Source organism: Gordonia otitidis NBRC 100426 (assembly GCF_000248075.1).
Lineage (GTDB): Bacteria > Actinomycetota > Actinomycetes > Mycobacteriales > Mycobacteriaceae > Gordonia > Gordonia otitidis.
This window is the reverse complement of record NZ_BAFB01000207.1, coordinates 1-20,415: the sequence shown is the minus strand read 5'-3', so window position 1 is coordinate 20,415 and position 20,415 is coordinate 1. Positions and strand designations below refer to the sequence as shown.

At 62.9% G+C, this 20,415-nt stretch carries 24 protein-coding genes, 1 tRNA gene and 1 pseudogene; 11 read left to right on the top strand and 15 right to left on the bottom strand.

Features of this window, described 5'->3' with window-relative positions:
* Positions 1-113: 113 nt before the first annotated feature.
* The 9 genes from GOOTI_RS20495 to GOOTI_RS20455 all read right to left on the bottom strand — a co-directional run bounded on the left by GOOTI_RS20495 (position 114) and on the right by GOOTI_RS20455 (position 7,751).
* Positions 114-1,169: a ParA family protein gene (locus GOOTI_RS20495; RefSeq protein WP_039994475.1), complete on the bottom strand. Its 1,056-nt coding sequence runs from the start codon at positions 1,167-1,169 to the stop codon at positions 114-116.
* A 571-nt stretch (positions 1,170-1,740) separates the two neighbouring features.
* Positions 1,741-2,532, bottom strand: coding sequence for a P-loop NTPase family protein (locus GOOTI_RS20490; protein ID WP_007240522.1), 792 nt, complete (start codon positions 2,530-2,532; stop codon positions 1,741-1,743).
* A 5-nt stretch (positions 2,533-2,537) separates the two neighbouring features.
* Positions 2,538-3,686, bottom strand: coding sequence for a hypothetical protein (locus GOOTI_RS20485; protein WP_007240521.1), 1,149 nt, complete (start codon positions 3,684-3,686; stop codon positions 2,538-2,540).
* Positions 3,687-4,263: 577 nt separating this feature from the next.
* Complete coding sequence (locus GOOTI_RS20480) at positions 4,264-4,971, bottom strand: hypothetical protein (protein ID WP_138985335.1); 708 nt, start codon at positions 4,969-4,971, stop codon at positions 4,264-4,266.
* Complete coding sequence (locus tag GOOTI_RS20475) at positions 4,968-5,201, bottom strand: hypothetical protein (protein ID WP_007240519.1); 234 nt, start codon at positions 5,199-5,201, stop codon at positions 4,968-4,970. Before GOOTI_RS20475 ends, GOOTI_RS20480 begins: the two co-directional genes overlap by 4 nt.
* A complete protein-coding gene (locus GOOTI_RS20470; RefSeq protein ID WP_039994474.1) occupies positions 5,198-5,572 on the bottom strand; it encodes a hypothetical protein in 375 nt (124 codons plus the stop codon). Before GOOTI_RS20470 ends, GOOTI_RS20475 begins: the two co-directional genes overlap by 4 nt.
* A gap of 229 nt (positions 5,573-5,801) precedes the next feature.
* Positions 5,802-6,050, bottom strand: coding sequence for a hypothetical protein (locus GOOTI_RS20465; protein ID WP_007240516.1), 249 nt, complete (start codon positions 6,048-6,050; stop codon positions 5,802-5,804).
* 199 nt (positions 6,051-6,249) lie between these two features.
* Positions 6,250-6,825, bottom strand: a complete 576-nt coding sequence (locus tag GOOTI_RS25840) for a hypothetical protein (protein WP_007240515.1) — start codon at positions 6,823-6,825, stop codon at positions 6,250-6,252.
* Positions 6,825-7,751: a ParA family protein gene (locus tag GOOTI_RS20455; RefSeq protein ID WP_007240514.1), complete on the bottom strand. Its 927-nt coding sequence runs from the start codon at positions 7,749-7,751 to the stop codon at positions 6,825-6,827. Before GOOTI_RS20455 ends, GOOTI_RS25840 begins: the two co-directional genes overlap by 1 nt.
* A gap of 2,220 nt (positions 7,752-9,971) precedes the next feature.
* Between GOOTI_RS20455 and GOOTI_RS20445 the strand changes: the two genes are divergently transcribed.
* Positions 9,972-10,211: a hypothetical protein gene (locus GOOTI_RS20445; protein ID WP_138985334.1), complete on the top strand. Its 240-nt coding sequence runs from the start codon at positions 9,972-9,974 to the stop codon at positions 10,209-10,211.
* Positions 10,208-11,437 carry a site-specific integrase gene (locus tag GOOTI_RS20440; protein WP_007240512.1) on the top strand — a complete coding sequence of 410 codons (1,230 nt, stop codon included), beginning with the start codon at positions 10,208-10,210 and terminating at the stop codon, positions 11,435-11,437. The genes GOOTI_RS20445 and GOOTI_RS20440 overlap by 4 nt, the downstream gene beginning before the upstream one ends.
* 209 nt (positions 11,438-11,646) lie before the next feature.
* Here the strand turns inward: GOOTI_RS20440 and GOOTI_RS20435 are convergent, their stop codons facing one another.
* Positions 11,647-11,841 carry a hypothetical protein gene (locus tag GOOTI_RS20435; RefSeq protein WP_007240511.1) on the bottom strand — a complete coding sequence of 65 codons (195 nt, stop codon included), beginning with the start codon at positions 11,839-11,841 and terminating at the stop codon, positions 11,647-11,649.
* 123 nt (positions 11,842-11,964) lie between these two features.
* Here GOOTI_RS20435 and GOOTI_RS20430 point away from each other — a divergent pair, with 123 nt between their 5' ends.
* The 6 genes from GOOTI_RS20430 (at position 11,965) to GOOTI_RS20410 (ending at position 14,363) form a co-directional block, all read left to right on the top strand.
* A complete protein-coding gene (locus tag GOOTI_RS20430; protein ID WP_007240510.1) occupies positions 11,965-12,504 on the top strand; it encodes a hypothetical protein in 540 nt (179 codons plus the stop codon).
* Positions 12,501-12,893, top strand: a complete 393-nt coding sequence (locus GOOTI_RS20425) for a hypothetical protein (protein ID WP_007240509.1) — start codon at positions 12,501-12,503, stop codon at positions 12,891-12,893. The genes GOOTI_RS20430 and GOOTI_RS20425 overlap by 4 nt, the downstream gene beginning before the upstream one ends.
* A 132-nt stretch (positions 12,894-13,025) precedes the next feature.
* Positions 13,026-13,172, top strand: coding sequence for a hypothetical protein (locus GOOTI_RS26260; protein ID WP_169315839.1), 147 nt, complete (start codon positions 13,026-13,028; stop codon positions 13,170-13,172).
* A complete protein-coding gene (locus GOOTI_RS20420) occupies positions 13,169-13,585 on the top strand; it encodes a hypothetical protein (RefSeq protein WP_007240508.1) in 417 nt (138 codons plus the stop codon). The genes GOOTI_RS26260 and GOOTI_RS20420 overlap by 4 nt, the downstream gene beginning before the upstream one ends.
* A complete protein-coding gene (locus GOOTI_RS20415) occupies positions 13,582-14,271 on the top strand; it encodes a hypothetical protein (RefSeq protein ID WP_007240507.1) in 690 nt (229 codons plus the stop codon). The genes GOOTI_RS20420 and GOOTI_RS20415 overlap by 4 nt, the downstream gene beginning before the upstream one ends.
* A 17-nt stretch (positions 14,272-14,288) precedes the next feature.
* Positions 14,289-14,363 (top strand) — tRNA-Gln (locus tag GOOTI_RS20410).
* 25 nt (positions 14,364-14,388) lie between these two features.
* Here the strand turns inward: GOOTI_RS20410 and GOOTI_RS20405 are convergent.
* The 4 genes from GOOTI_RS20405 to GOOTI_RS20390 form a co-directional block, all read right to left on the bottom strand.
* A complete protein-coding gene (locus GOOTI_RS20405; RefSeq protein WP_138985332.1) occupies positions 14,389-14,652 on the bottom strand; it encodes a hypothetical protein in 264 nt (87 codons plus the stop codon).
* A 230-nt stretch (positions 14,653-14,882) separates the two neighbouring features.
* Complete coding sequence (locus GOOTI_RS20400; protein ID WP_007240505.1) at positions 14,883-15,395, bottom strand: TIGR04338 family metallohydrolase; 513 nt, start codon at positions 15,393-15,395, stop codon at positions 14,883-14,885.
* Positions 15,392-16,228, bottom strand: coding sequence for a DUF2786 domain-containing protein (locus GOOTI_RS20395; RefSeq protein WP_007240504.1), 837 nt, complete (start codon positions 16,226-16,228; stop codon positions 15,392-15,394). The genes GOOTI_RS20400 and GOOTI_RS20395 overlap by 4 nt, the downstream gene beginning before the upstream one ends.
* Before the next feature lie 191 nt (positions 16,229-16,419).
* Positions 16,420-16,635, bottom strand: coding sequence for a hypothetical protein (locus GOOTI_RS20390; protein WP_007240503.1), 216 nt, complete (start codon positions 16,633-16,635; stop codon positions 16,420-16,422).
* 244 nt (positions 16,636-16,879) lie between these two features.
* Between GOOTI_RS20390 and GOOTI_RS20385 the strand changes: the two genes are divergently transcribed.
* The 3 genes and pseudogenes from GOOTI_RS20385 to GOOTI_RS20380 all read left to right on the top strand — a co-directional run bounded on the left by GOOTI_RS20385 (position 16,880) and on the right by GOOTI_RS20380 (position 19,255).
* Positions 16,880-17,890: a hypothetical protein gene (locus tag GOOTI_RS20385; protein WP_007240502.1), complete on the top strand. Its 1,011-nt coding sequence runs from the start codon at positions 16,880-16,882 to the stop codon at positions 17,888-17,890.
* Positions 17,891-18,241: 351 nt separating this feature from the next.
* Positions 18,242-18,859, top strand: a pseudogene (locus tag GOOTI_RS27385) (DUF6615 family protein); the annotation flags it as partial.
* Positions 18,860-19,075: 216 nt separating this feature from the next.
* Positions 19,076-19,255: a hypothetical protein gene (locus GOOTI_RS20380; RefSeq protein WP_007240500.1), complete on the top strand. Its 180-nt coding sequence runs from the start codon at positions 19,076-19,078 to the stop codon at positions 19,253-19,255.
* Positions 19,256-19,402: 147 nt separating this feature from the next.
* Here GOOTI_RS20380 and GOOTI_RS20375 read toward each other — a convergent pair.
* On the bottom strand, positions 19,403-20,415 hold a 1,013-nt coding region (locus GOOTI_RS20375), incomplete at its 5' end, for an ImmA/IrrE family metallo-endopeptidase (RefSeq protein WP_039994466.1).

Below are 20,415 nucleotides of genomic sequence, written 5' to 3'. Positions count from 1 at the left end.
GCGGCCACAACGCGTGAATGATGATCGCGACAATCACGAAAATCAGGGCCAGGACTGCTGCCCCGCCGATGATGTTGGCGCCATACCGCGACCACGCTTCGAGGGGATCTTGGTTAGCCATGTGACACCTGCGCCAGTGAGGTGATGATCTCTGCGGCCAGGTTCAGATAGCTACCCTCGGTACGTTTGTCGATACCCGAAATATCCACGGGCATACCGTCAATCAGCAGTCCGTCGAACGGGATGCGGTGAATCTTGGTGATGCCGATGTTCTCTCGGAACATGGTGCTAACCGCGTTCTCTTTGATCGTGCTTCGGGCGTTCAGCCGGGTCAGCACCAGAATCGCGTTGGTCAACAGCGCGTCGAAATGATCGGCATACTGCGGATACTTGTCCATCAGGTAAGCCAGTCGGTTGGCGACGCCGATCGCGCCAGCAACGCCGTCCTGTCCGGCGGCTGGAATCACCACGAGATCGGCTGACATGAACACTTCATCCATGAGCGCGCTTGTCACTCCGGCTTCGCAGTCGACCAAGATCAGGTTGTAGGTGTCGTGAGCGGTGAGGACGTCGATGACCTGGCGATAGTCATCTGCCGTGAGCAGTTCATCATCGGCGATGGAGTTGCCCGACGCCAGCAGCTCGAGCCCGGTCCGACCCATCGACGTGTGCTGCCGCGCATCAGTCCACTTACGGACGGTCGGCAGATTGTTCAACAGGGTGCGGATCGTCGACTGGTTATCGACAGGCAACCGCTGGGTAAGGCCACCGACAGCACTGGCACCGTCGACGGCGATGATGCGGTCGCGGCGGTGGGTTGCCAACTCCTGTCCCACCGCACAGCACGTCGTGGTTTTCGCGCAGCCGCCGTCCTGGTTGACGAACACGATCACTTTCGGTGAGCCGAGTGGCGTCTTGACGCGGCGAAGCAACTCTTGGGTCGGCAGCGCTGGCTGGCGGCCCATGTTGCGGCTTGTACGGCGCCACCAACCTCCCACCCCCTTGTCAGGGCTTTTGACCATGTTCGAGTCCTCGCGTACCCGATAACGATTGGCCGGCTGCGGCTTCCTCGGTTCAGCTGTGTCTGCACCGGGTTTCGCTGGCGGTGCCATGTTCGGCAGCGTGACCACCAGCTGCTGCGCCGGCGGCGGCAGCAGCGGAGGTGTCACCGGTGCCGCCGGACGCGGCGATGAGGGACCGTACGGAGCCTGCGGCCCAACTGTGGCGTGGGGAGGCTGTGGCTCAGCGGACGGCGGTTCAGTGGGTGGCGGCACCGGCCGACTGTCAGGCACCGGAGGCGACGGTTGAGGCACCGGAGCCTCCACCTGCGGTGGCCGTGGCGGGTCATCCTGCTGCGGTTGCTGCGGTCGATGTGATGCGGGGGCGCGAGTGGCGGCATCATCCGGCGCGGGCGTGTGGGGATACGGCTGTAGGGGCTCGCGCTCGGCGCGCGGGGCAACCGACTCAGGCGGCTGCCCGGAAGGTGCGGGCCTCTGCTGCTGGGGTGTAGTCGGCAGGTTGTACCCGGTGGGCGGCGACTGCGGCATCCAATCGGGCAGGGCGCCTTCGGGTAGGGCGATGGTGTCATCGTCATCGAAATGATCGGTATGCGTCTGCGGTTGCGGCGCAGCCGTGTTCGGCTGTCGACGTTGCGCGAGGTCAGCGTCCGTCATCGACCAAGGGTCAGCCATGCTGGGTCTCCTCCGTGGGCATCAATGGGTCCAGTGTGCAGTGCGAGTTTCACGACGGACCGCCTGCTTGACTCCGGGTGCGTGGCCTTGTCAGAAGCGACCGCCATGCAGTGTGCTCGAGTCCCGAGCGATGATCTGTCCACCCTGTAGTGGCTAACGATGTAAACGACATCAATCGGGAGGTTGCTTGCGCACCCATCCAGTCGGTGAGGCCATCCCATGTGGTGCGGTTAGTGGTGCCCACGAACAGGATTGGGGTGGACGCTGCGAAGAGTGCATCGACGACCGACTTCCACGCCGCCATCACCTGATCGACAGGTCTGGCCGCGGTGCCGATGTCATCGACGATCAGGGTATGCCGACCGCCGATGGCCCGCTGAATGTGGCCGGTCAATTCCCATGGCGGGATAGACGGATTCAGTAACTCGGTCTCGGAAAGGACCCACACCCCCTGCGGACGTGTTTCGGCGATCCGCCGCGCAATTGACAGCGCGGCACGCGTTTTGCCGATCCCGGTCGGTCCGATGAACAACACGCCAGTCCGGCCGGGAGCCACGGTATTGAGGTGCTGAACATGTTGGCGGACGCACTGTTCGGAGATCTGCTCCCATCGGGCTGGCGATGGTGAGGGTTTGAACGGTTGCAGCCCATATCCTCCCGCAGTGTCGAACGCGGCGAGCCTGTTGCCGAGCATGGCGCGGGCGTTGTCATCGATGAGCGCATAGTCGTCGACGTCGACCTGCCGCCGGCAGCATTCCGGGCAGAGGACGGCTCGTTGCGGAGCCCCGAGGCGGCGAACCTCGCCACCGCAACCGCTACAGGAAGCGACTGTGATGTTCATGTCGGTTACACCTCCGAGACGTCGGCGGACTGGATTGCGCCGGACGCTGTGTGATTCGTGTCGGCGACACGCTGGTTGGGACGGCGCTGCTGGGGTGCTGTCATGCTGATGATCACGCGGCGAACCGCGGCGATCGCTGGGAACTCGTTGCTTCCGTTGAGGACGTATCGTGCTTGGTCGTTCGTCGGTTCACACAACCAGCGGACAACGTTTTCGAGGGTGGGGACTGCGATCTCACCGGCCCCATCTGAACCGAGTAGACAGTCCGCGATGTTGCGGCGGGATACGAAGCTGCACTGCACAGCTGGCGCGTTGATCCGCTGCGCGTAGTAGACCCGCCACCCGGCCACGATGTGCTCGATGTTCCTGTGCGTGTCCGAGTCGAGGTGCGAAAGGTCGCCTCCGGCGGCGGCCCAGTCGCCGTGGATTTTGTCGAACGTGCGTGGGGCAGGTACGCCGGCGAGCGTGTTGCGCCAGTGCGGCCGACTGTGCAGGCCCCAGGTGATGACTTCGATGACTCGTGCGGAGTTCCACTCACGCTGCTTGAGTACGTCGTGCGCGCTCCGACGTGCGGGGACGGCCCGTTGGTCGGTGTCGCGTCCTCGCACTTTCCGCAGAGCCGCCTGGACTGCGGACACGACTTCGTCAATGCGGTGAGCCGCGTCCGATTGCCGGGTGGATGCTTTCCATTCGGTCATCAGCTGGTGGATTGGCCCGGACCTGGTGCCGCGGTTGTCGCGTGGCGGAGGCATCGGGCTCGCATAGTCACGCCAGAACGATGTGGGGCATGCGGGGCTCAGTGCCCAAGAGAACGCGGCGCTGGCCGCCGAGGCATCGCCGGCTGCGGCCACAACCCGAGTGCCCCACACCGTTGCGTCCCCGCTGATTAGCGCGGGGCGATCGCGCTGCACTTGCTCGATGAACTTGAGGGTGCGGTCGTCGATGTCGGGTGCGAGCTCGAGGTCAGGGGTGTCGACGAGGGTCAGTTGACGGTCGTCGGGGGCGGTGAGTTTCGCGATCACTTGTTCGGCGACGCGGTCAGCGATCCGGTCGGCGACACGATCAATCAGGTCGGGACGCCGGTCCAGGAGTTTTCTCAGAAGTTCGTCGTCGGGGTCGTCGTTTCCGGAGTTGAGTCGCACGATCGCGTTCACGAGGGCTCCCGTCCTAGTCGGCTGATGGGCCGCTTTGGCGTCTCAGCGCCCGTGTGAGGCTCCAAAACAGGTCCTGGCGGGGTTGGTGCCGAGTTCTGCCCTAGTGGGGCGCTGGGGGCTTTTTCACGGTCAGGTGAGTCTGTGAAATGTTGCTGGGTTTGGGCGGGCAGCCCAAACCGGGGTTTGGGCGCGAAGCGCCGAACCCGGTGACACCGTGCGTGTCGCTTGTTCGGGCGTCTGCGCGATGTTTCCCCCCACACCCCCCTTCCCAAGGGGACATTGCTACCCAACGTAAGTAGTGGGTCTAGTTGTGTAGGCCACGCCCGCGCGCGCACGCAGGGGGCGGGGAGTGGCACACAGTGTGCCAAACGTCGATCTAGCTGCACCGATGCGAGTGGCACACGGTGTGTCACACGGTGTGCCACTGTCTCGGAAGTTGCCGTTCGAGGGGTGGCACAGTGTGTGCCATGTGTGTGTTGAACCAGGTCTCCGAATGTCCAAAATGACCGATATGGCACACACTGTGGCATATCGAGGCGATCCCATCTCGGCACAAAGGCGCGTTCGGTGAGGGTGCTCATGTGGCCGTCCTTCGCGCGAGTTGCGTGACCGTGTTCGAGTGATGGTGGTGCTGGAAGGCCGCCTGCAACGGCTGGCGTAGGTGCTCGGCGATGACCGACCACTGCCGCGCGTCTAGCTCGGCGTATACGCGCTCTGCCTCTGGCATCGTGGCCAGTGAGTCGAGCATCGTCGCGCTGATGGAGTCCTCGCCGCGCAGATGATGTGCTGGCGGAAGGGTGGCGCCGTCGGTGATTTCTTGCCAGATGGCGTTGGCGGCGAGCCATACGTTGCTGGTCTTCTTGTCGTCCCAGCCGCGGGTGTCTAAGCGCAGGAACTCGCTGCCTATGACACATCGCAGTAGTGGGTGGGTCACGGCGCGTTGCAGATCGTAGAGGCCTGAACGCAGGTAGGACGGGAACTCGAATGCGTTGCGCCGGACGTAGCCTCGTATGACGATGTGGTATCCGGCGGCGACGATGTGGCCGTGCTTTTCGAGAAGGTTGAGTAGTCGGTCGATGGTGTCGCTGTTGGCGCCGGGGAACTCTTCCCACTCGTGCTTGCGGTAGACGTACCCGAGGGCGTTGACGGCTCTGTCGGTCGAGATCATTGTGTAGAGTCCGGCCGCTTCGATCGTGACACCCGAAGCAAGCATGTCGTCGGTGAAGCTCTTGGACATGCGGGTGAAAAGTCCGGCACGGCGTGGGCGACGAGGCGCTGAGCTCATGGTGTGATCACCACCCAGCGGTCCATGGTGCCGCTCACCAGTCCCAGCCGTAGGAGCTCCGCGAACGCGTCGTCCGGGGTGACTCGGCGGGGGTTGGGTCCGACGTGACTGTATTGGAGATCCGGTATCAGCATGGTGTGAGAGCGATCGAGCTGATGCTGTCCGCTGGTGCGTGCGCGCAGCAGCATCGAGGCGGCGGCCAGTGTGAGAGTCGGTGGATTGCTACTCATGCTGAGCGCTCCACGTCGACACCGGGACGAACCGCCCCATACCAGCGGGCGATTTCGTCCACTCCGTGCAGGTTGAGCCAGCGCAACCAGCCCACTCGTGCGATGACGCCGGGCTTGCGTGCGGACAGCTGGCTGAGGTGTTGCAGTGTCGTCGCCGAGGCAGCTGAGGTGATGAGCGAGACCCTGCTCGTGCAGTCCCTGGTGTGCATATACGGGTCGAAGACGTGCTCATCCAGGATGAATGCGTGGGCCAGGTCTGCGATGCACTCATTCAGCAGCATCGACTGGGATCTGCAGGTACGCGAACTCACTTCGACGAGCGCATTTCGCGACGTCAAAGGAAGGCGCACCGTCATCGGACGGTCGCTCATCGGGAGTGTCCCTCTTCGTAATGTTGTGGCTTCGATGTATGTGCCACAGAGCATAGGACATAGGCTTTTGGTGCTCACCGATTACGACTTCACGGTGTGTTGCATCAGACGTCCAGAGCGCGTGGTGCTCAGTGTTGAAAAGGCTGTCGCCCAAGAAGATTGCCGACACACGGGTGCGTCATCATCTCGTCGCGAGGTGCCGCACCCCGTCAGTTCCCCGCGGAGAAAGCTAGGTGCCGTCGTAGCCGCGTGCGGTGGACGGCAGGTGTTCCCACATCGACTTGAGGGCTTCGGGTGACTGCCGCATCATCTCGATCCCCAGCCGAGCAGCCATCTGGATGAACACGCCTTCGGAGAGGTTGCCGTTCAGGGCGTCCCAGACGCGCGGCTCCTGCTCGATGTAGTGGCGTCGGGCTGCCTGGAGCTCGTCGAGGAACGCGGGCTCGAGCGCATAGTTCTTGGGTTTGGCGCGCGCCATAGTCACACTCCCCTGCCTGAGTCGTCTGCTCGTCGCAGACCTGCTATTCGGCGAGAGCTTAGATGGCGTGTTTCATCAGGCCTTCACTATGCGGTTATTGCGCGTGATGCGGACGGTGAGCGCAGTAGGCACACAACACAAAGTGCGCACAACCCGCACTGTCAGGGTTATGCGCACTTTGGGCAGCCGAAAGACCAGGTCAGTCGGTGTCCTCGTCAGCTTCGTACGCTAGATAGTCGCTGAGCGCTGCACAGCACAGCTGTGATCGATCGTCGGCGTCGAACTTCGCGACCAACCGGTCGATGGTCTTGAGATTGACCCCCAGCATCCGGAACGGCAGCTGGGAGCGCTCCTCCTTCGTGGCCGGCTCAATCCGGACGAAGAGGATGTCCTTGCTCTCCTTGCGCTTGAGACGTTGGACGAGCTCCGGAAGCCGGTCGTGGGTCGCGACGATCGCGTCCATCAGTGTCGTGGCGATGGTGTGGTCGTCAGCTTTGCTGCGCTCTCGGGTGAGCGTGCACAGCTTCGTCGGAAGCGACAGATTGACCGGGACCTGCGCTTCATCGGCTATGACGTCAGTGGTGCGATTGTCTACGCGCCTCCCCCGCCGACCGGTGGACGGGCGGCTCGCGGACGTCGGCGCGGGTGTTGAGGGAGCTGTCCGCTCCGGCTGCGCCGCCGCGGCCGAGGTTTGTGCTGGCGGCGCTGTGCGGCGCGGTGGCGGGCCCGGCAGTGTCTTGGTTAGACCGGCGACGGGTGTACGTTCACTAGCCATCAGGCGGTAACCTCCTGAATTTCTTCCTGCTCCTTCTCGTCGATGCGGCCCAAGATTTCGTGGACTAGCAGAAAGTAGTCCTCTGCCAACGAGGGAGCCGTTCCAGCGACCGAGTTCGGCTGGCGCCCTTCTTTCAATGCCTTCCAGTAGGGCTCAGCGTTCTTGGCTTCCTCGGCGAGCTCATGCACTAACAGGCCTTTGCGGCGGACCTGGCGGGCTGCCTTCGTGCTGTGCCGGATCACCGATTCGAAGAGTGGTGCGGCGTCGCCGAGGGCAGCAGCGATGTCCTCGGCCGCTTCTCTGCGGATCGCGGTAGCAGACGACTCAACACCGAACAGAACGGCGCCGAGAACCTCGACATCGGGATTCGTGTCGCGGGCTTTAATAATCTGCGCCGCAAGGGTTTCCAAGCCGTCGATGCTGGCATCGTCGGACTTGGTGGGGATAACGATCCAGCGTGTCGCGGCGAGCGCCACATTCAGTAAGTACGGCCGCGTGGGTGGGGTGTCGATGACCACCAGGTCGTAGTTGGAGGCGACCGGTTCGAGTGCCTCAACTAGCGGCGCCTCGTTCCCGCGTCGGCGGGCGCGGCCGATCAGCACGTCCTCGAGTTCCTCAAGAGCTGCTCCACCGGGAAGGATGTCGAGGTTGGGACGGTAGTTGACCAACGGCGGAGCCAGGGGTCGCGGAGAGATTAGGGCGTCGAAGATCTCTCGGCCCTGGTCCCCCTCGTTCGTGTTGGCGCGGCGGTACCCGAAGTCGCGGCCTGCGTTGCCCTGCGGGTCCAAGTCGATGAACAGTACGCGCCAGCCCGCTGCGGCCGATAGTCCGGCGAGGTTGCACGCGGTTGAGGTCTTGCCGGCGCCACCCTTGCCGTTGGCGACTGTGCATACGCGCGTGAGTGCGGGTGGAAGTGTGTGAAGCACTGCGTCCTCCATCGTGGTGAGTGCTAATTCAGTCGGCGCGACACGGTATGTGATGCGCTGTGTGGGTACGTGTGTGGCGAGATTAGCAGCGCGGCTTATGGGCCGGTGTGTACGACACACCACAGTGAGTAACAAGTCGACGCTGGGGCTGAGCTATATGCGCCAGGGTGGTGAGCGCCATGCGTCACGGCGTGTGTGGGTTCGTGTCGTGAGCCAGGTGTAGCAGGGCAAGTACTGCTATGTGTGTGCAGATATAGAGAGACCCATAGTCCGCCACAAGGCAGGTAACAGCCGAAGTACCCAGTAATTGACTGTGCGTAGCTAGGTGCGGTGCCCGGTGACATGTACTGGGTAACACGATGGGCTGTGCAATACAGGCTGTCAGGGGTGGGACCACATGTGCACTCTCACGCTGCCATGTGGTGCGCGACGCGCGGTGGTCCACACTCGCGAAAACAGGACTGACCGTGGTGCACGCCATGTTTCGACCGAGGGAGTGCTCAGTGTGAACGCCCCTGAGTGTGGACATCGATCGCGACGTACGTAGTTGAGCATGCACAGGTACTGAGCACTACGTGTGTGGGGAAACAAAGCGGGGACTGTGGCGAAACGCAGCGTCACACCTAATGCGAGTCATACAGCATGACATGGGATACGAAACAGTCGGTGACATACTGCACGCAACAGTGCGCGCAACAAAACGGCGCGAACTGCGGGGATGAGGTACTCACCGACGAACGAGAACGCGTGCAGATCTGGGTATCGCCTCGAGTAGGTGTCACCGAGAATGGCGCACCTTCGTGGGTCGGACGACGCTGGCGGGATCGGCGCGGATCGCGGAGGCAATGTACCCGTCAATGGGTGCGATGCTTTGTTGACCGGTTATAGTCCAGATGTTGTGTCAGCGCGCTGTGGGTTCGTGGTGGTGATCCCGCACGGAGTTGGGTTGGGTAACGCTAGGCCCTGGATCACGATCGGCAGATGCTGTCCCCCGGCGCGGCCTCCGACCTAGTCCTCGAGGGATGGAGCGGGTGAGACCTCGTGACGATCTGGGTGATGACCGCCCGTCATGGCGCCTGGATACCGGCCGCTCGAACGAACGTCGGTCACGTCGAAATGTCGTGCTGGGTTATCACTTCGGCTGCGTGCCCCGCTACGAGGACGACGACGCTCGTCTCTCAGCGTTGCTTTCGTCGGCGTGGCCGCCGCACACACCGCCGAGGAACAACATCCAACATCCGGCTTTCAACCACCTGACGCCGCCCGGCAAGGTGTAGAGAGCGAGCTGGCTGATGCGCTGTGATCGCGTACCCCGGGCGCCTCTGTGGCTGGGCGGCTGGTTCCCGGGACGGGCCCGTAACGCCCAACGAGCGTCGCGCCGGCGCCGACCGCTTCCGCGCTAGTGCGGCGCGACCAGGAAGTTTGGTCTTGCCCGTCTGCGCGCGAAACGACATTCCGGGGCGCTCATCGCCCTGTGGGGGAGTTGGGAGCCGTATCAGCACCCAAGGGTGCCGATACGGCGGAAAGTCGCGCACAGGGCATCTGAGGCCGATTCAGTGTTTGTGCAGTTCAGGGCTGTTTTGGGTCGGCCGGACGTCTCGGAGTCGCCTCGCCGCACTAATCGACGCCGACGGCCTCGATCGTCCTGGGCCTAGCTGTGGAGCCCCCGGTGTGCAGCGCCGTGTGAGCCCTTAGCTGGTTGCGAGGTCGCCAGCGGGCGTCCTCGGGAGCTCGAATCCGACTGGCCGCGCAGCAGAAGACTTAGTCACCAGGTCTGGACGTGGGGTGGCGGAACTGTCGGTGGGAAGCCGACTCAGCTGTGTGCGCCGGGTCGTCGGCGTCGCTACCAGCGACAACGCCGAACGAATGCGGCAAGCCGGTCTCATCCACAGCTCCTTCAGCGGGCCGATCTGGCTGGCAACGAAGCGTTGAGCACACTCGCAAAGATAGGAGCAGCGCTGATTTGTGGGAATTATCGTTCTCAGCACAACCATAGACGCATCCTGGGAAAACGTGGAAACATGCTGGTCAGATTGGAAAACCGCTGGTAGACTCCATATTTGAATGTCAGTAGCGCCTGTTTCGCCTGGTGGTGTGCAGAAAGGAGGGGCAGTGCCCGACGTGTCCCTAACCGTTGAGTCTGCGTACCCGCTGCGCACTCCGTTACCTCACTTCGATCCCGACTCCGCGACCTGTCCGGATGTGCCTATCTGCACGTTGATGGCTACCGATGATGGCTGGGACTGGATCGCCGGCAACGCCCACGACATCGACGAGGCGGCCAGGGTCTTCGCTTCCGCGGTGCTGGCCGCTGAGGTGCCGTCCGGGCATTGGATCACCGCGCACTTCTCGGCAGGGTTCACCCTTGCCACTCGAGGCGCGCCGCAGTGCGGAATGATCTCCGCCGCGCTCCTGGAACTAGACCGACCGGCTGAGATGCCGGGGGAGAGGCAAGTGTGAGCACCCACCACGAATGGTCACGTGACGAAACACCGGCGATCGTTCACCACGGCGACGTAGACACCAGGGGGGTGGGGTTAGCCGATGGCACATACCGCACCATCAGCGACGAAAGCCGCGAACGGATCGGGGAAGCCCTCGCCGACGTCGTCTCACCAGGAACCCGACGCGCCTACGAACGCCAGTGGCGAAAGTTCGAAGGCTACTGCCTGGCTTCCGGCTACCAGCCTCTGCCCGCCGACCCGGACGTGGTGTGCGAGTACCTGCACTTCCTCGAGACAACCGCCTCACCCGAACGACAGCCGTCACGTGTCGGGTGGTCAGTATCGTCGATCAACCAAGCACTAGCCGCTATCAAGTTCGTTCACCGCCGGGCGCTCGCCGTGCCGAAGGCGACCGCCGACGACACGACGCCGATACCCCTCTGGAAACACCCACAGGTCGACGACATGCTGCAGTCGATTCGTCATCGCGCAGCACGGCAGGGGAAGTCGGCGCCCAAGCAGAAGCGGCCGATCCTGCTCGGCGAGTTGACGACGCTGCTGACCGAGGCAGATGCCGCCGCCGACACCTGGCGACTGCGACTGTACGCACGGCGCGACGCCGCAGTGCTGCTACTCGGCTGGGTGGGAGCAATGCGCCGCGAGGAGATCGCAGCGCTACGCGTGCGCGACGTCACCCGCTCGCACGGCCGATGGACCGTCAAAGTCGCACGGTCAAAGACCGACCAGTTCGGTCAGGGCAACATCAAAGCTCTGCCGACCGGCAGCAACCTCACCACCTGCGGGCCTTGTGCTGTCGTGCGGTGGATGGAGTGCGTGTCCACGTTCGACGAGCGGGGACGGTACGGCCTGATCCGCCTCCTGTCATCGGACAAAAAACAACGGTGGCATGTGTGTGAACGACAACCGTCGTGGCAGCACCTGGACTTGCCGCTGTTTCGGCGCATCATGCGTTCAGCAAACATCGACGACAGACCGATCTCTGACGACGTCGTCAACAGCATCGTGCACCGCCGTGTCGCCGCCAGCAGCATCGATGTCGACACGGCCACGGTCGGCGCACACAGTTTGCGCGCCGGTTTCGTCACCGAAGCGATCCTGAAAGGCACCAATCACCGTGCCATTCAACGGCAAACGAACCACAAGTCGATCCAGGCGCTCCTGGGGTACGCCCGCGAACACGACGCGTTCGACAACAACGCGGTCACCGACATCGGCCTGTGAGGTAGCGGCAGCCCGCCACCTGTCCGGGAGGTGACGGCGCTCGGACACTGACAGACGCGTGCCGAAAACTGGCCCGCCATAATAGGGCTCGTACCGGATTGTGTAGTGCGAGAGGCGATCGTCGGATGACTAGTGCACATGCAGCACCCCATACGGGCAATCAACAACGTGTCGCCGCAGCGCGAACACCAGGCCAGGTGTCACCGCTATCACGGGATCTCCCGAAAGCGAAGCCATCGAACCCCACATGCGGCGCGTGCGGAGAAGAGACGACCTACGACGGGGTAGTCAATGCTCTCGTCTGCACCGACTGTCGTCTGCAGTTCGATCCCGAAACACTTGACGCCGCCTACCTCGACGATGATCCCGATCTGTGCGGAAAGCCATGCGAAAACACATGGCACGACGCCTCCTACAGTTGCGGGACATGCCTACTTCCACAAGGGCACGCCACTGCCAGCCGGTTCCACTTCACCGGCTGCGAACGTGGCGGCGTCGAGGCCCCGGGACGGAAGTAGGGACAAGCCGTGACCCACACAGCAACTGACGGACTGGGCGCACGATACCGCGCCCGCACACTATCGGACGGGCCGACGCTTGCAGAGGTCACCGTGTCCGACGTCGCCGATCTGTGCAACACGTGGATGAACACGCCAGGCATCGCGTGGTGGCGGAAGCGGGCAGCCCGAGAAATCATGGACACGCTCACCGCAGAGCCGGATCCGACATCTGACCTCGCGATCGTCGGCATGGGCACCGAACACGGCGAAGCCGTGCTGAATGTCGCGGCCGGCGGTCCCCGATCACACGCGGCGCTACTGGCGACCGTCGCGGCGATGGGCGAGCTGCTGGACGAACACAACCCACCCAACTACGTCGAGTTCGAAGTCATCACCGCAGAACGCACGTACATCACTCACGTACGCACCGCGGACAAACCCAGCCCGCACACCCTGCGAATGCAGGCTGAACAGCGAATAGCCGAGGTGCGGGAAGCTCTCGCAGGCGACGGCGATCCGAACGCCCGCATCGCCGCGGCCCTACGTCTGCTCGGAGAAGCCTCGTGACCGCGGCGCTGCGCCGCCACCCCGCAGCCCACACCCGGTGGGCTGTCCAGTTCACCGGTGTGGGCGGCGAAACCGTTGTGCAGACACGAAATCAGTGTGGCGTGCCGTTCGTCGACGACGTCGACGCCGCCGCACACGCCTGCCACCTCCACACCGTCGGACGTTGCGACGCCCATGTCGTCTACCAGACCAGCGGAACGACAGGCTGGATCACCGACAACACCGCGAGTGCGCAAGACGCCGATCCGTGCGACTCGGCGGCACGTCGAATCGCCGACATACTCCAAGCAGACGGCGCCACCAACCTCGAGCACGGCGACGCGCACCAGATCGCACTGGTGGCACTGCGCATGGCTCGCGCCGTAGCTGCCACCCGCACGCACACGTAGCGGCCCGCCCGGCTGTCCACGCCCGCAGCCATCCCGCGCGCGTGCTCCCCGCATAGTTCTCGAGTGCCGCACACACCCCATGGGCCTTGCTTAACTGCTCTCGCAACCACATTCAGCGAGAAAGGCACTCCGATGATGCGCAACGCACGCAACCGCGGCGCCCATGCAGGTGAAGGTCCCGGTGGCCGACGCTGCACCTGCTGCCGAATCAAGCCCAACACCAACTTCCGTGCCGCCGAGAACCGGCAGTGGCGCAAGGACGAAGGGATGCCCGCATGACGAACACCACTTCACCAGTTCGTGAAAGCATCCGCGACGGCTTCCGGCGGTCGGTGACAGCTCACTACACCGACAACCCCGGAACATGGGTGATCGCCAAGATGAGCGCCCGGGCCTGGATTGTGCGGCCCATTCATGACAGCTATGCGATCGACCACTTCACCACCCTCAAAGCGGCTCGGGAGTCGCTCTCGAACCCCAAAGCCGGTTCTCAGCGGATCTGGTGGAGTCACGAGCGGTGGTACCTCGGCGTCGACGACGACCCCCGCAGCCGCGCACTCCAACCATGGGAGCAGGAGATTATTGCCGAAGTGCGGGAGACTCTCGGCGTCGATGACGCCGCCGCATTCGTGCAGCGTTCCCGCGAACACACCGACGCCCAACTCGATGCGGACGCAGGTGCAACGAAATGACGATCACCGCAACCAATCTTGTCGCTGTGTCGCCGCTGTACGTGCTGACCATTCACCACCGACACGGCGCGAATCTCAGCGCCCACTTCTCGCGTGAGGACGCCATGACAGCGGCAGCCAACTATGCCCGCGAGTGGTGGGGGGATGCTGTGGCCATGGACGATACGCTCATGCCGGAGCCGCCCGACTCCGACGAGGAAGCGCGCGAAAGGTACTTCACCGCGATGGCGTCGACGGAGGATTGGAGTATCGACGACTGCGAGCTCGGCGAGGACCTTCAACCACCGGCCAGTCCGGTGCCGACGCAGATCGACGCCGTGCGAGCAGAGTTCGATGTGCAGGTGGTACGGCAGCAGCAGGCGCACGAGAGGGCGAGAGTTCTCGGGCTGGTGCTGCTTGTCGACGCGATCGACCGATTACTGCCCGACATGCAGCAGTTCGTGGTCAGGTCGACATGTGATGGCACCGAGTCGGTCATGATGTGGCCGCCCGGGAGTCGCAGCTTCCCGGAGATTCGGGCCGTCGACCAGGAACTTGCACCGTTGGTCGAGGTGCTCGGATACCCGGTGTGGGGGGAAGTTCGTACGCACTCCGACCGTGAAGGCCTCAATAACTTGGTGGAGGTTGATCGGCTGCGCGCCTTCATGCAGCGAACGGTTGCGGCCCGTAGCCGCGACATGTACTGACCGTCATCGAACAAGAGTGGGCTGTAGTGTAATCGGCAACACGGCGGATCTTGGTTCCGCAGTTTCAGGTTCGAGTCCTGGCAGCCCAGCCACACCGACGACGGCAACTGTTTCGGGTTAGTAGTCGTCGCTGTCGAACGAGCCATCACCCCACCGCACCAATGTGACCGGCAGGTTCGGCTCGAACGGTTCGGCCACCCCAACGAAGTACCAGAGGCCACCCATCCGCACACCGACAGCCCCCGAATCATCAATGATGGTGCTGTCCGGCAACACCTCAAGGTCTGTCGGATTGTCGATGGTGTTGGCCGCCAGCCACACTGCGTGAATGTGTCGTGCGTGTGCCTGGACAACGTCGACGTCGCCACCATCGGCAGGCACCGACATCACCACATCACAAGAACACGTCACGTCCAGCCAGTGCGCGTTCAGTTGCCGGTCAAACCTGTTCGACACTCCCTGCATCTGGTGATGCTGTCCAATCTCGTCGCGACTCGGGTAGTAGCGGGATACTGCACGTGCCAACGGACACCTCCGACGTGGCTGGGTGGCTGCGGATCTGCAAGCCACCCAGCCACGATAGGGGCAGTGTTTCACCGCCAGGAGGCCGGTCAGCCGACACGGACCCCATGCTGAAACATGAAGGTCCGCAACACGAACGCGGCTTCCGCACCCATCACGTCGCCGATCAACCACAACAGCACACACACGAACTCGGGGCCGTGCGACGCGGTGTGCGGACCATACTCCGTCAGATGATGTGCCAGCTCATGGACGACGACACTCTCCCGACGGAAGGGGGTGCTGTCGTCTCCGACCGGCACCGCGATCGTGTTGTTGTTCGGTTCATAGTGGGCTGCGTTGGTGCCGCGACGTGCACGTACCCGCACCGGGGCGACGCAACCGAACCGTTCACGCACAGAGGGACGAGACAGCACTGCGTCGACGTAGCGTTGCATCGACTCGATCGACGCAAACCGCGCCTCCGGTGGCAGTGTCACGCGCGTACCCGCTATCTCGATAACCCCGATCGACGACCGCGCATCGAGCGCGCTGCGAAGCAAATCTTCCGCCGAATACACCAGCCCTCGCTGACTATCGCGACCTCGGGTGACGGCGGTCATCGACTCAACGCCCGCGACGCGCCGCCAAGTGTGTGCGCGGTGTCAGCACCCAGCGACGCCTGCTGGGCTGCCGTACGGCCCGCTGAGCGGGCGTGCGCACTATGCGCAGTCTCCCTGCCACCCCGCCACGTCCCGCGCGCTGAGGACGCCTGCTTGTAGAAGTCCTGGACCGCCACCTCTTTGTCGCGCATCACCAGCGCCGTCGACGTGGATGAACCCACCTCGCTGTCGTCGGCGCGGATAGCGTCGTCGAGCGCGTCCCGACGGGCAGCTGCAAGCCGGTCGCCGATACATTCGGTGAACTCCGCCTGGAACTGCATGCGCGCCACCAGCTTGGTCATCGGTTTGGTGACGGCCACCTGGCTTCGGCGCCCGGTCCAAAAGTCTTCGACTGTTTTCACGCGGGTCACCTGGTGAGACCGCCATTCCCCGCGAGACAGATACGCATCCGAAGCGGTGACCATCTGGACGACTAAAGACACGTACAGGGCTTCGACGACGTCTATGTCATCGGCGAAGCCGTGTGCGATGACGAATGTGGACGTTCTCGCGACGTCGACGATGACGTCGTTGGAGTGGGCGATGGCGATGAACAACCGAACATAGTTGCGCAGCCCCTTTTTGCCCTTTTCGCCGATCTCAATCATTCGGGTGATCGGAACGCGCGGCTTGTCGCGGTCGGAGGCACGCGCTCGGGCGAGCTCGAGGTCGATCGAGTTCGAGGTTGCCAGGCGTTGTGCGGCCTCAGTGAAGGAGGCCGCTTCGTGCTCATTGTCGGTGCCTTCGGCCTGTCGGAGAAGGTTGCCGATGCGTGTCAGAAGTTTCTCGTTCATGCATTCCATTGTCGAGAAGCAGTTTTCGAGGTGCGGCACACTCGCGTGAGACTGGTCACGAGCTAAGGCCGTCGCTCTCTGTCGGGTGAGGGGGATGAGGAATCGCGGCCTGTCCGAATCAACCAGGACCGTTGACAGAAGTAGCGCCGAGCCTCATCCCCGGAGGCTCGGCGCTACACCCTTTCGCCGGGTCAGCCGGTGATCGACTCATCAGTTTCAGCCAGCGTGGAATGCACCGAATCCAACTTGTTGGCCACTATCGTGAGAAGCATCTGGCCGTCAGCGGGCAACTGCGCAAACGTTGGCGACGTCTTCAACTCCTCCACCGCAGCACGCGCACTACGCAGATCGGTTTGGGCCTCGCCGATCCGATCAGACAGGCGACGCATCTCGTGAAGCATTCCCATGTTGCTCTCCCTCTCGTAAGTGGCTGTGCAACAACGCTATCCAGCAGCCAAACAAGGGTGCGGCATTCCATCAGTAGCGTGGAATCACGTTGGGAGAAGCAGCATACGAGCGCAGTTTCAGCGCACCGCCCGTGCAGCGTGCAGGCGTCAACGAACAGTGCACCTACACTGTCCAGCACTAGACAAAGACACCATGCGCAGCAGCCGAACAACCAGCATCGACACCGAAAGGCGAGGCGACGCAATGACCATCGACGTGCCCGCCACCTACCGCAGCGAATGGACACTGTTCGCCGACTGGTGCGCCGCCTTCGACGTACCCAGCCTGCCAGCATCACCAGTGACCGTCGCACAGTTCCTCGCCCACGAGAACCCGCACGCATCGCGGGTGGTGCGGCGTCGACGCGCATCAGCCATCAACGCCGTGCACCGCGCCGCACACCTTCCGACACCTGGAACATCCACCGCGGTGCGCCGGCTCCTGTCCACCCGCCGCCGCCACAGCGACCTCGCCCGGCAACGCATCCGCGAACTACCAGTCACCGGTTGGCCTGCAGGACTATTCGGCCGACGCGATGCCCTGATCTTGTGGCTTGTCGCCGTCGCTGGCCTCCCCAGCAGCAGCCTCGCAGAACTACGCTGCAGCGACATCACCATGCCCACCGTCACCACCATCCGAATCGGGGGAGTCCACCACGTGGAGATCCCCGTCGACGTCGACGACCCGTTCGGCCTGCTGCCGGTGTGGAAACGATGGATGCGGATCCGCAACATCATGGCGACCCGCCCGGGCACCGCACCACTGGTGCGGCCACTGACGAACGCGAAACCGGTGGACATCAGCCAGCCGCCATCCCCGCAGCCGCCACCACCGCCGGCGCGACCCGACTACGCTCTGATACCCGCGCTCGACCAGTGGGGCAACCAGCAAGCGCTGCCAGGACACAACGACGAAGGGCTGTCCACATCGGCGGTCCTCGCAGTCGTCAACACCCACCTGCACGGCCGAGGCCGCGGGATCACCCGCCGCGACGACTGGGTACAACGCGTCCTCGACCGGACCGCTCCGGAATCATCTGACGAACCCGAACCGGTCATCGTCCCGGCACTACCCGATCACCACAACGACGGTGTCCAGGCACGGAAACGGGCGATGGAAGTATTCGACGGAATCGACGACACATTCGCCGACATCGACCGCCGCACCGCCGAACTGCTCGAACGCACCGAACAGATCCTCAACGGACTCGACTAGGGCGGCTCTGGTCGGGACGATGATGACACGCATGGTGGTCGCCATCTGCCGAGCACCGGCCCAGTCATCGTGGAACGTTGATCTTGGCACAAGACTTCTTTCATGACGTGGCGCGGCGATCACGATCTAGGCAGTGAATCTCCGGAACGGATCAGTCAGCGGTGTTACTTCACAGCCAATGGAATTGTCGACGTTTCGAGTCGCCTGTCTTACTCGCCAGCTAGAGTAATAAGTTGTCGAGACTAGACTACTCAGTGATTTAGGAGAAGAGAATTGCAGAGACATGATCTCACCGTCGTATCCGGATACGCCCGAGCTCAAGCCGAGGCAACAGCGAAATATGCTCGAGAAATGTACGTAAGAAACGGGAGAATAGGAGTGCGAGAGGTATTGGCCCCGCCCGAAGAGACGACTACATTCAATGCCGTGGTTGCACTAGCGCGGCGGCTTGCGCAGCAAAGCAGCAAGGCGTCAGTCTTGCTGCACAGCAAGTACCTGGAAGGAACCGGAACTGCTAGAAGCGGGCCGAGTAAAGCGGATCTCCAGATTGCTGTTGAGATACAGTCCAATAGGTGGTTCGACTTCGCTATCCAAGCCAAGAGGTTCTTTCCGGATCCCAAGACCTACGATGAGTGGAACAGCAACGACAACCTCCAACTCTATAACTGGACACGGAAGAGGCCTCGACTAACGATTCCGGCACTTATATTGTATAACACTGCCACCGATCCGTTCCCGACTACGCATGGACGAAATACGGATCTATTTCAGGGGTGCCAATGTTACTCAATCCGGAAGCTCGCTTCGAATATAGGATTCTGGACAGGGCATCGCGTCGCTAATCCTGGCGGGTGGTCACCATTGGCCATAAGTATGGTTCTCGATATTTACACCATGCTTACTCTCGACAAGCCGTGCCCCGCTGATATCGCTGACGTGGCATTTCCATGGGAGTGTCTCCTGTGTCCACACAATCCGCACTTCTCACCACCGCCAGGCCCCACCGGACCAGGCGGCCCAGGCGGAAACGCAGGCCCAGCCGGAGTCGGAGGCCCAGGCGGAAACGCAGGCCCAGCCGGAGTCGGAGGCCCAGGCGGAAACGCAGGCCCAGCCGGAGTCGGAGGCCCAGGCGGAAACGCAGGACCTCCGGGACCTCCCCCACTCACCCGCTACGAATCCGGCGACATGCCCGACTGGGCCAGTGAAGTCGAGTTGCTCTACGCTCAGCCGGGCGAAGATCTGCCCGCTCCCGCTCTCGATGCAATCCTCGCCGACAACGAAGATTTCTCACCGGCAGCGTGGTTAGTACTACGTACGCCTGGCGTCCAACGGGATCGCGGTGTCGCGGAGCTGATGATGCAGTGACGGTTACGCAGCATTCCGCCCGAAGACCGCGGCCCATCGCCATTCTGATTGAGCGATTGCGCGGTGAGTACACGAACTCGTGGAGTACTCAACGGTTTCGCTGACCGTAACGGACCTTCGTCCTCGTCGGTCCGTGTCGGGCGATGGCTACACCATGCTCAGGTGGCGAGGCCTCATCGCAGCGTCGTCGATGCCAAACAGCCGGACCCGCTGCTCCTCTGTGAGAAGCGTGATCTCGTCGAGTTCAGCTTCGGTGTAGTCGGCTGCGGACAGTTGCTGCAACAGACTGCCGACAAACCGCGGCGGTTCGTGAGCAACGCCGAGCCGTCGACCCTCAACACGACCGGTTTCGTTAAGTAAGCGAAGCAGCGAACGGCACTGATAATCAGAGAGGATGCCGCGGTCACGCGCCCGCAGCACTAGGGACGACTCGCTAACACCCCACGTGACACGAAGCTCATCCAACTCGTGGGGTGTGCGCACAGACACCCGTTCGAGATCGAACGCAATGCTATCGATCGGCGCAAGCAACTCCGCAGCGAACGACGATGCCCGGCGTTCGAGCTCTGCGGGACTCTCCAACGCCCTCGCATCCATCACGAGATGCCCCAGTTCATGAGCCATCACCATTCTCAGACGGTCAGGAGGCAAGGTCGCGTTGACGTACATCACGTGCGGGTGAAAGTGGTTGGCGCGGAGCGTAATCGCATCCACATCCCGATCACGGAAGTCCTCGCTCACCACGAAGACTCCGGCAGCTTCCAGCAATCCGGTCATCGAATGGATCGGACCAGATACACGCCACAAGCGCCGCACAACCTGCGCGGCGGTGATCTCACCGAACTCGGGCGCGTAATCGGACACATCGAGCTGAGGCAGCGCAAGCATTGGCTCAATATCGGCATGGGCCGCGAGACGCCCGACGCGCATCGCGACGAGATTGGCGCGGGCCCATACTCGGTCCCGTTTCCACTCAGCAACACTTGCATTCGCCCTCGAATGCGATCCCTCCGCCGGACTCCGATCGAAGGGCACACACAACGCCTCTGGAGCACACTCCAACGCCAGCGCGTAGTCGTGCAAAGCACGCGCCGCCAGTGGAAGACGACCCGCCTCAACCCGGCTAACATGCGACGCATGCACGCCGACTTCGGTGGCGA

Bases quoted from the DNA above. Each gene is read 5' to 3' on its own strand.
- GOOTI_RS20480 (WP_138985335.1), bottom strand. From the start codon at position 4,971: ATGAGCTCAGCGCCTCGTCGCCCACGCCGTGCCGGACTTTTCACCCGC.
- GOOTI_RS20465 (WP_007240516.1), bottom strand. From the start codon at position 6,050: ATGGCGCGCGCCAAACCCAAGAACTATGCGCTCGAGCCCGCGTTCCTC.
- GOOTI_RS20415 (WP_007240507.1), top strand. From the start codon at position 13,582: ATGACGATCACCGCAACCAATCTTGTCGCTGTGTCGCCGCTGTACGTG.
- GOOTI_RS20420 (WP_007240508.1), top strand. From the start codon at position 13,169: ATGACGAACACCACTTCACCAGTTCGTGAAAGCATCCGCGACGGCTTC.
- GOOTI_RS20400 (WP_007240505.1), bottom strand. From the start codon at position 15,395: ATGACCGCCGTCACCCGAGGTCGCGATAGTCAGCGAGGGCTGGTGTAT.
- GOOTI_RS20385 (WP_007240502.1), top strand. From the start codon at position 16,880: ATGACCATCGACGTGCCCGCCACCTACCGCAGCGAATGGACACTGTTC.
- GOOTI_RS26260 (WP_169315839.1), top strand. From the start codon at position 13,026: ATGATGCGCAACGCACGCAACCGCGGCGCCCATGCAGGTGAAGGTCCC.
- GOOTI_RS20380 (WP_007240500.1), top strand. From the start codon at position 19,076: ATGCCCGACTGGGCCAGTGAAGTCGAGTTGCTCTACGCTCAGCCGGGC.
- GOOTI_RS20390 (WP_007240503.1), bottom strand. From the start codon at position 16,635: ATGGGAATGCTTCACGAGATGCGTCGCCTGTCTGATCGGATCGGCGAG.
- GOOTI_RS20395 (WP_007240504.1), bottom strand. From the start codon at position 16,228: ATGAACGAGAAACTTCTGACACGCATCGGCAACCTTCTCCGACAGGCC.
- GOOTI_RS20445 (WP_138985334.1), top strand. From the start codon at position 9,972: ATGGCTACCGATGATGGCTGGGACTGGATCGCCGGCAACGCCCACGAC.
- GOOTI_RS20475 (WP_007240519.1), bottom strand. From the start codon at position 5,201: ATGAGTAGCAATCCACCGACTCTCACACTGGCCGCCGCCTCGATGCTG.
- GOOTI_RS25840 (WP_007240515.1), bottom strand. From the start codon at position 6,825: ATGGCTAGTGAACGTACACCCGTCGCCGGTCTAACCAAGACACTGCCG.
- GOOTI_RS20490 (WP_007240522.1), bottom strand. From the start codon at position 2,532: ATGAACATCACAGTCGCTTCCTGTAGCGGTTGCGGTGGCGAGGTTCGC.
- GOOTI_RS20470 (WP_039994474.1), bottom strand. From the start codon at position 5,572: ATGAGCGACCGTCCGATGACGGTGCGCCTTCCTTTGACGTCGCGAAAT.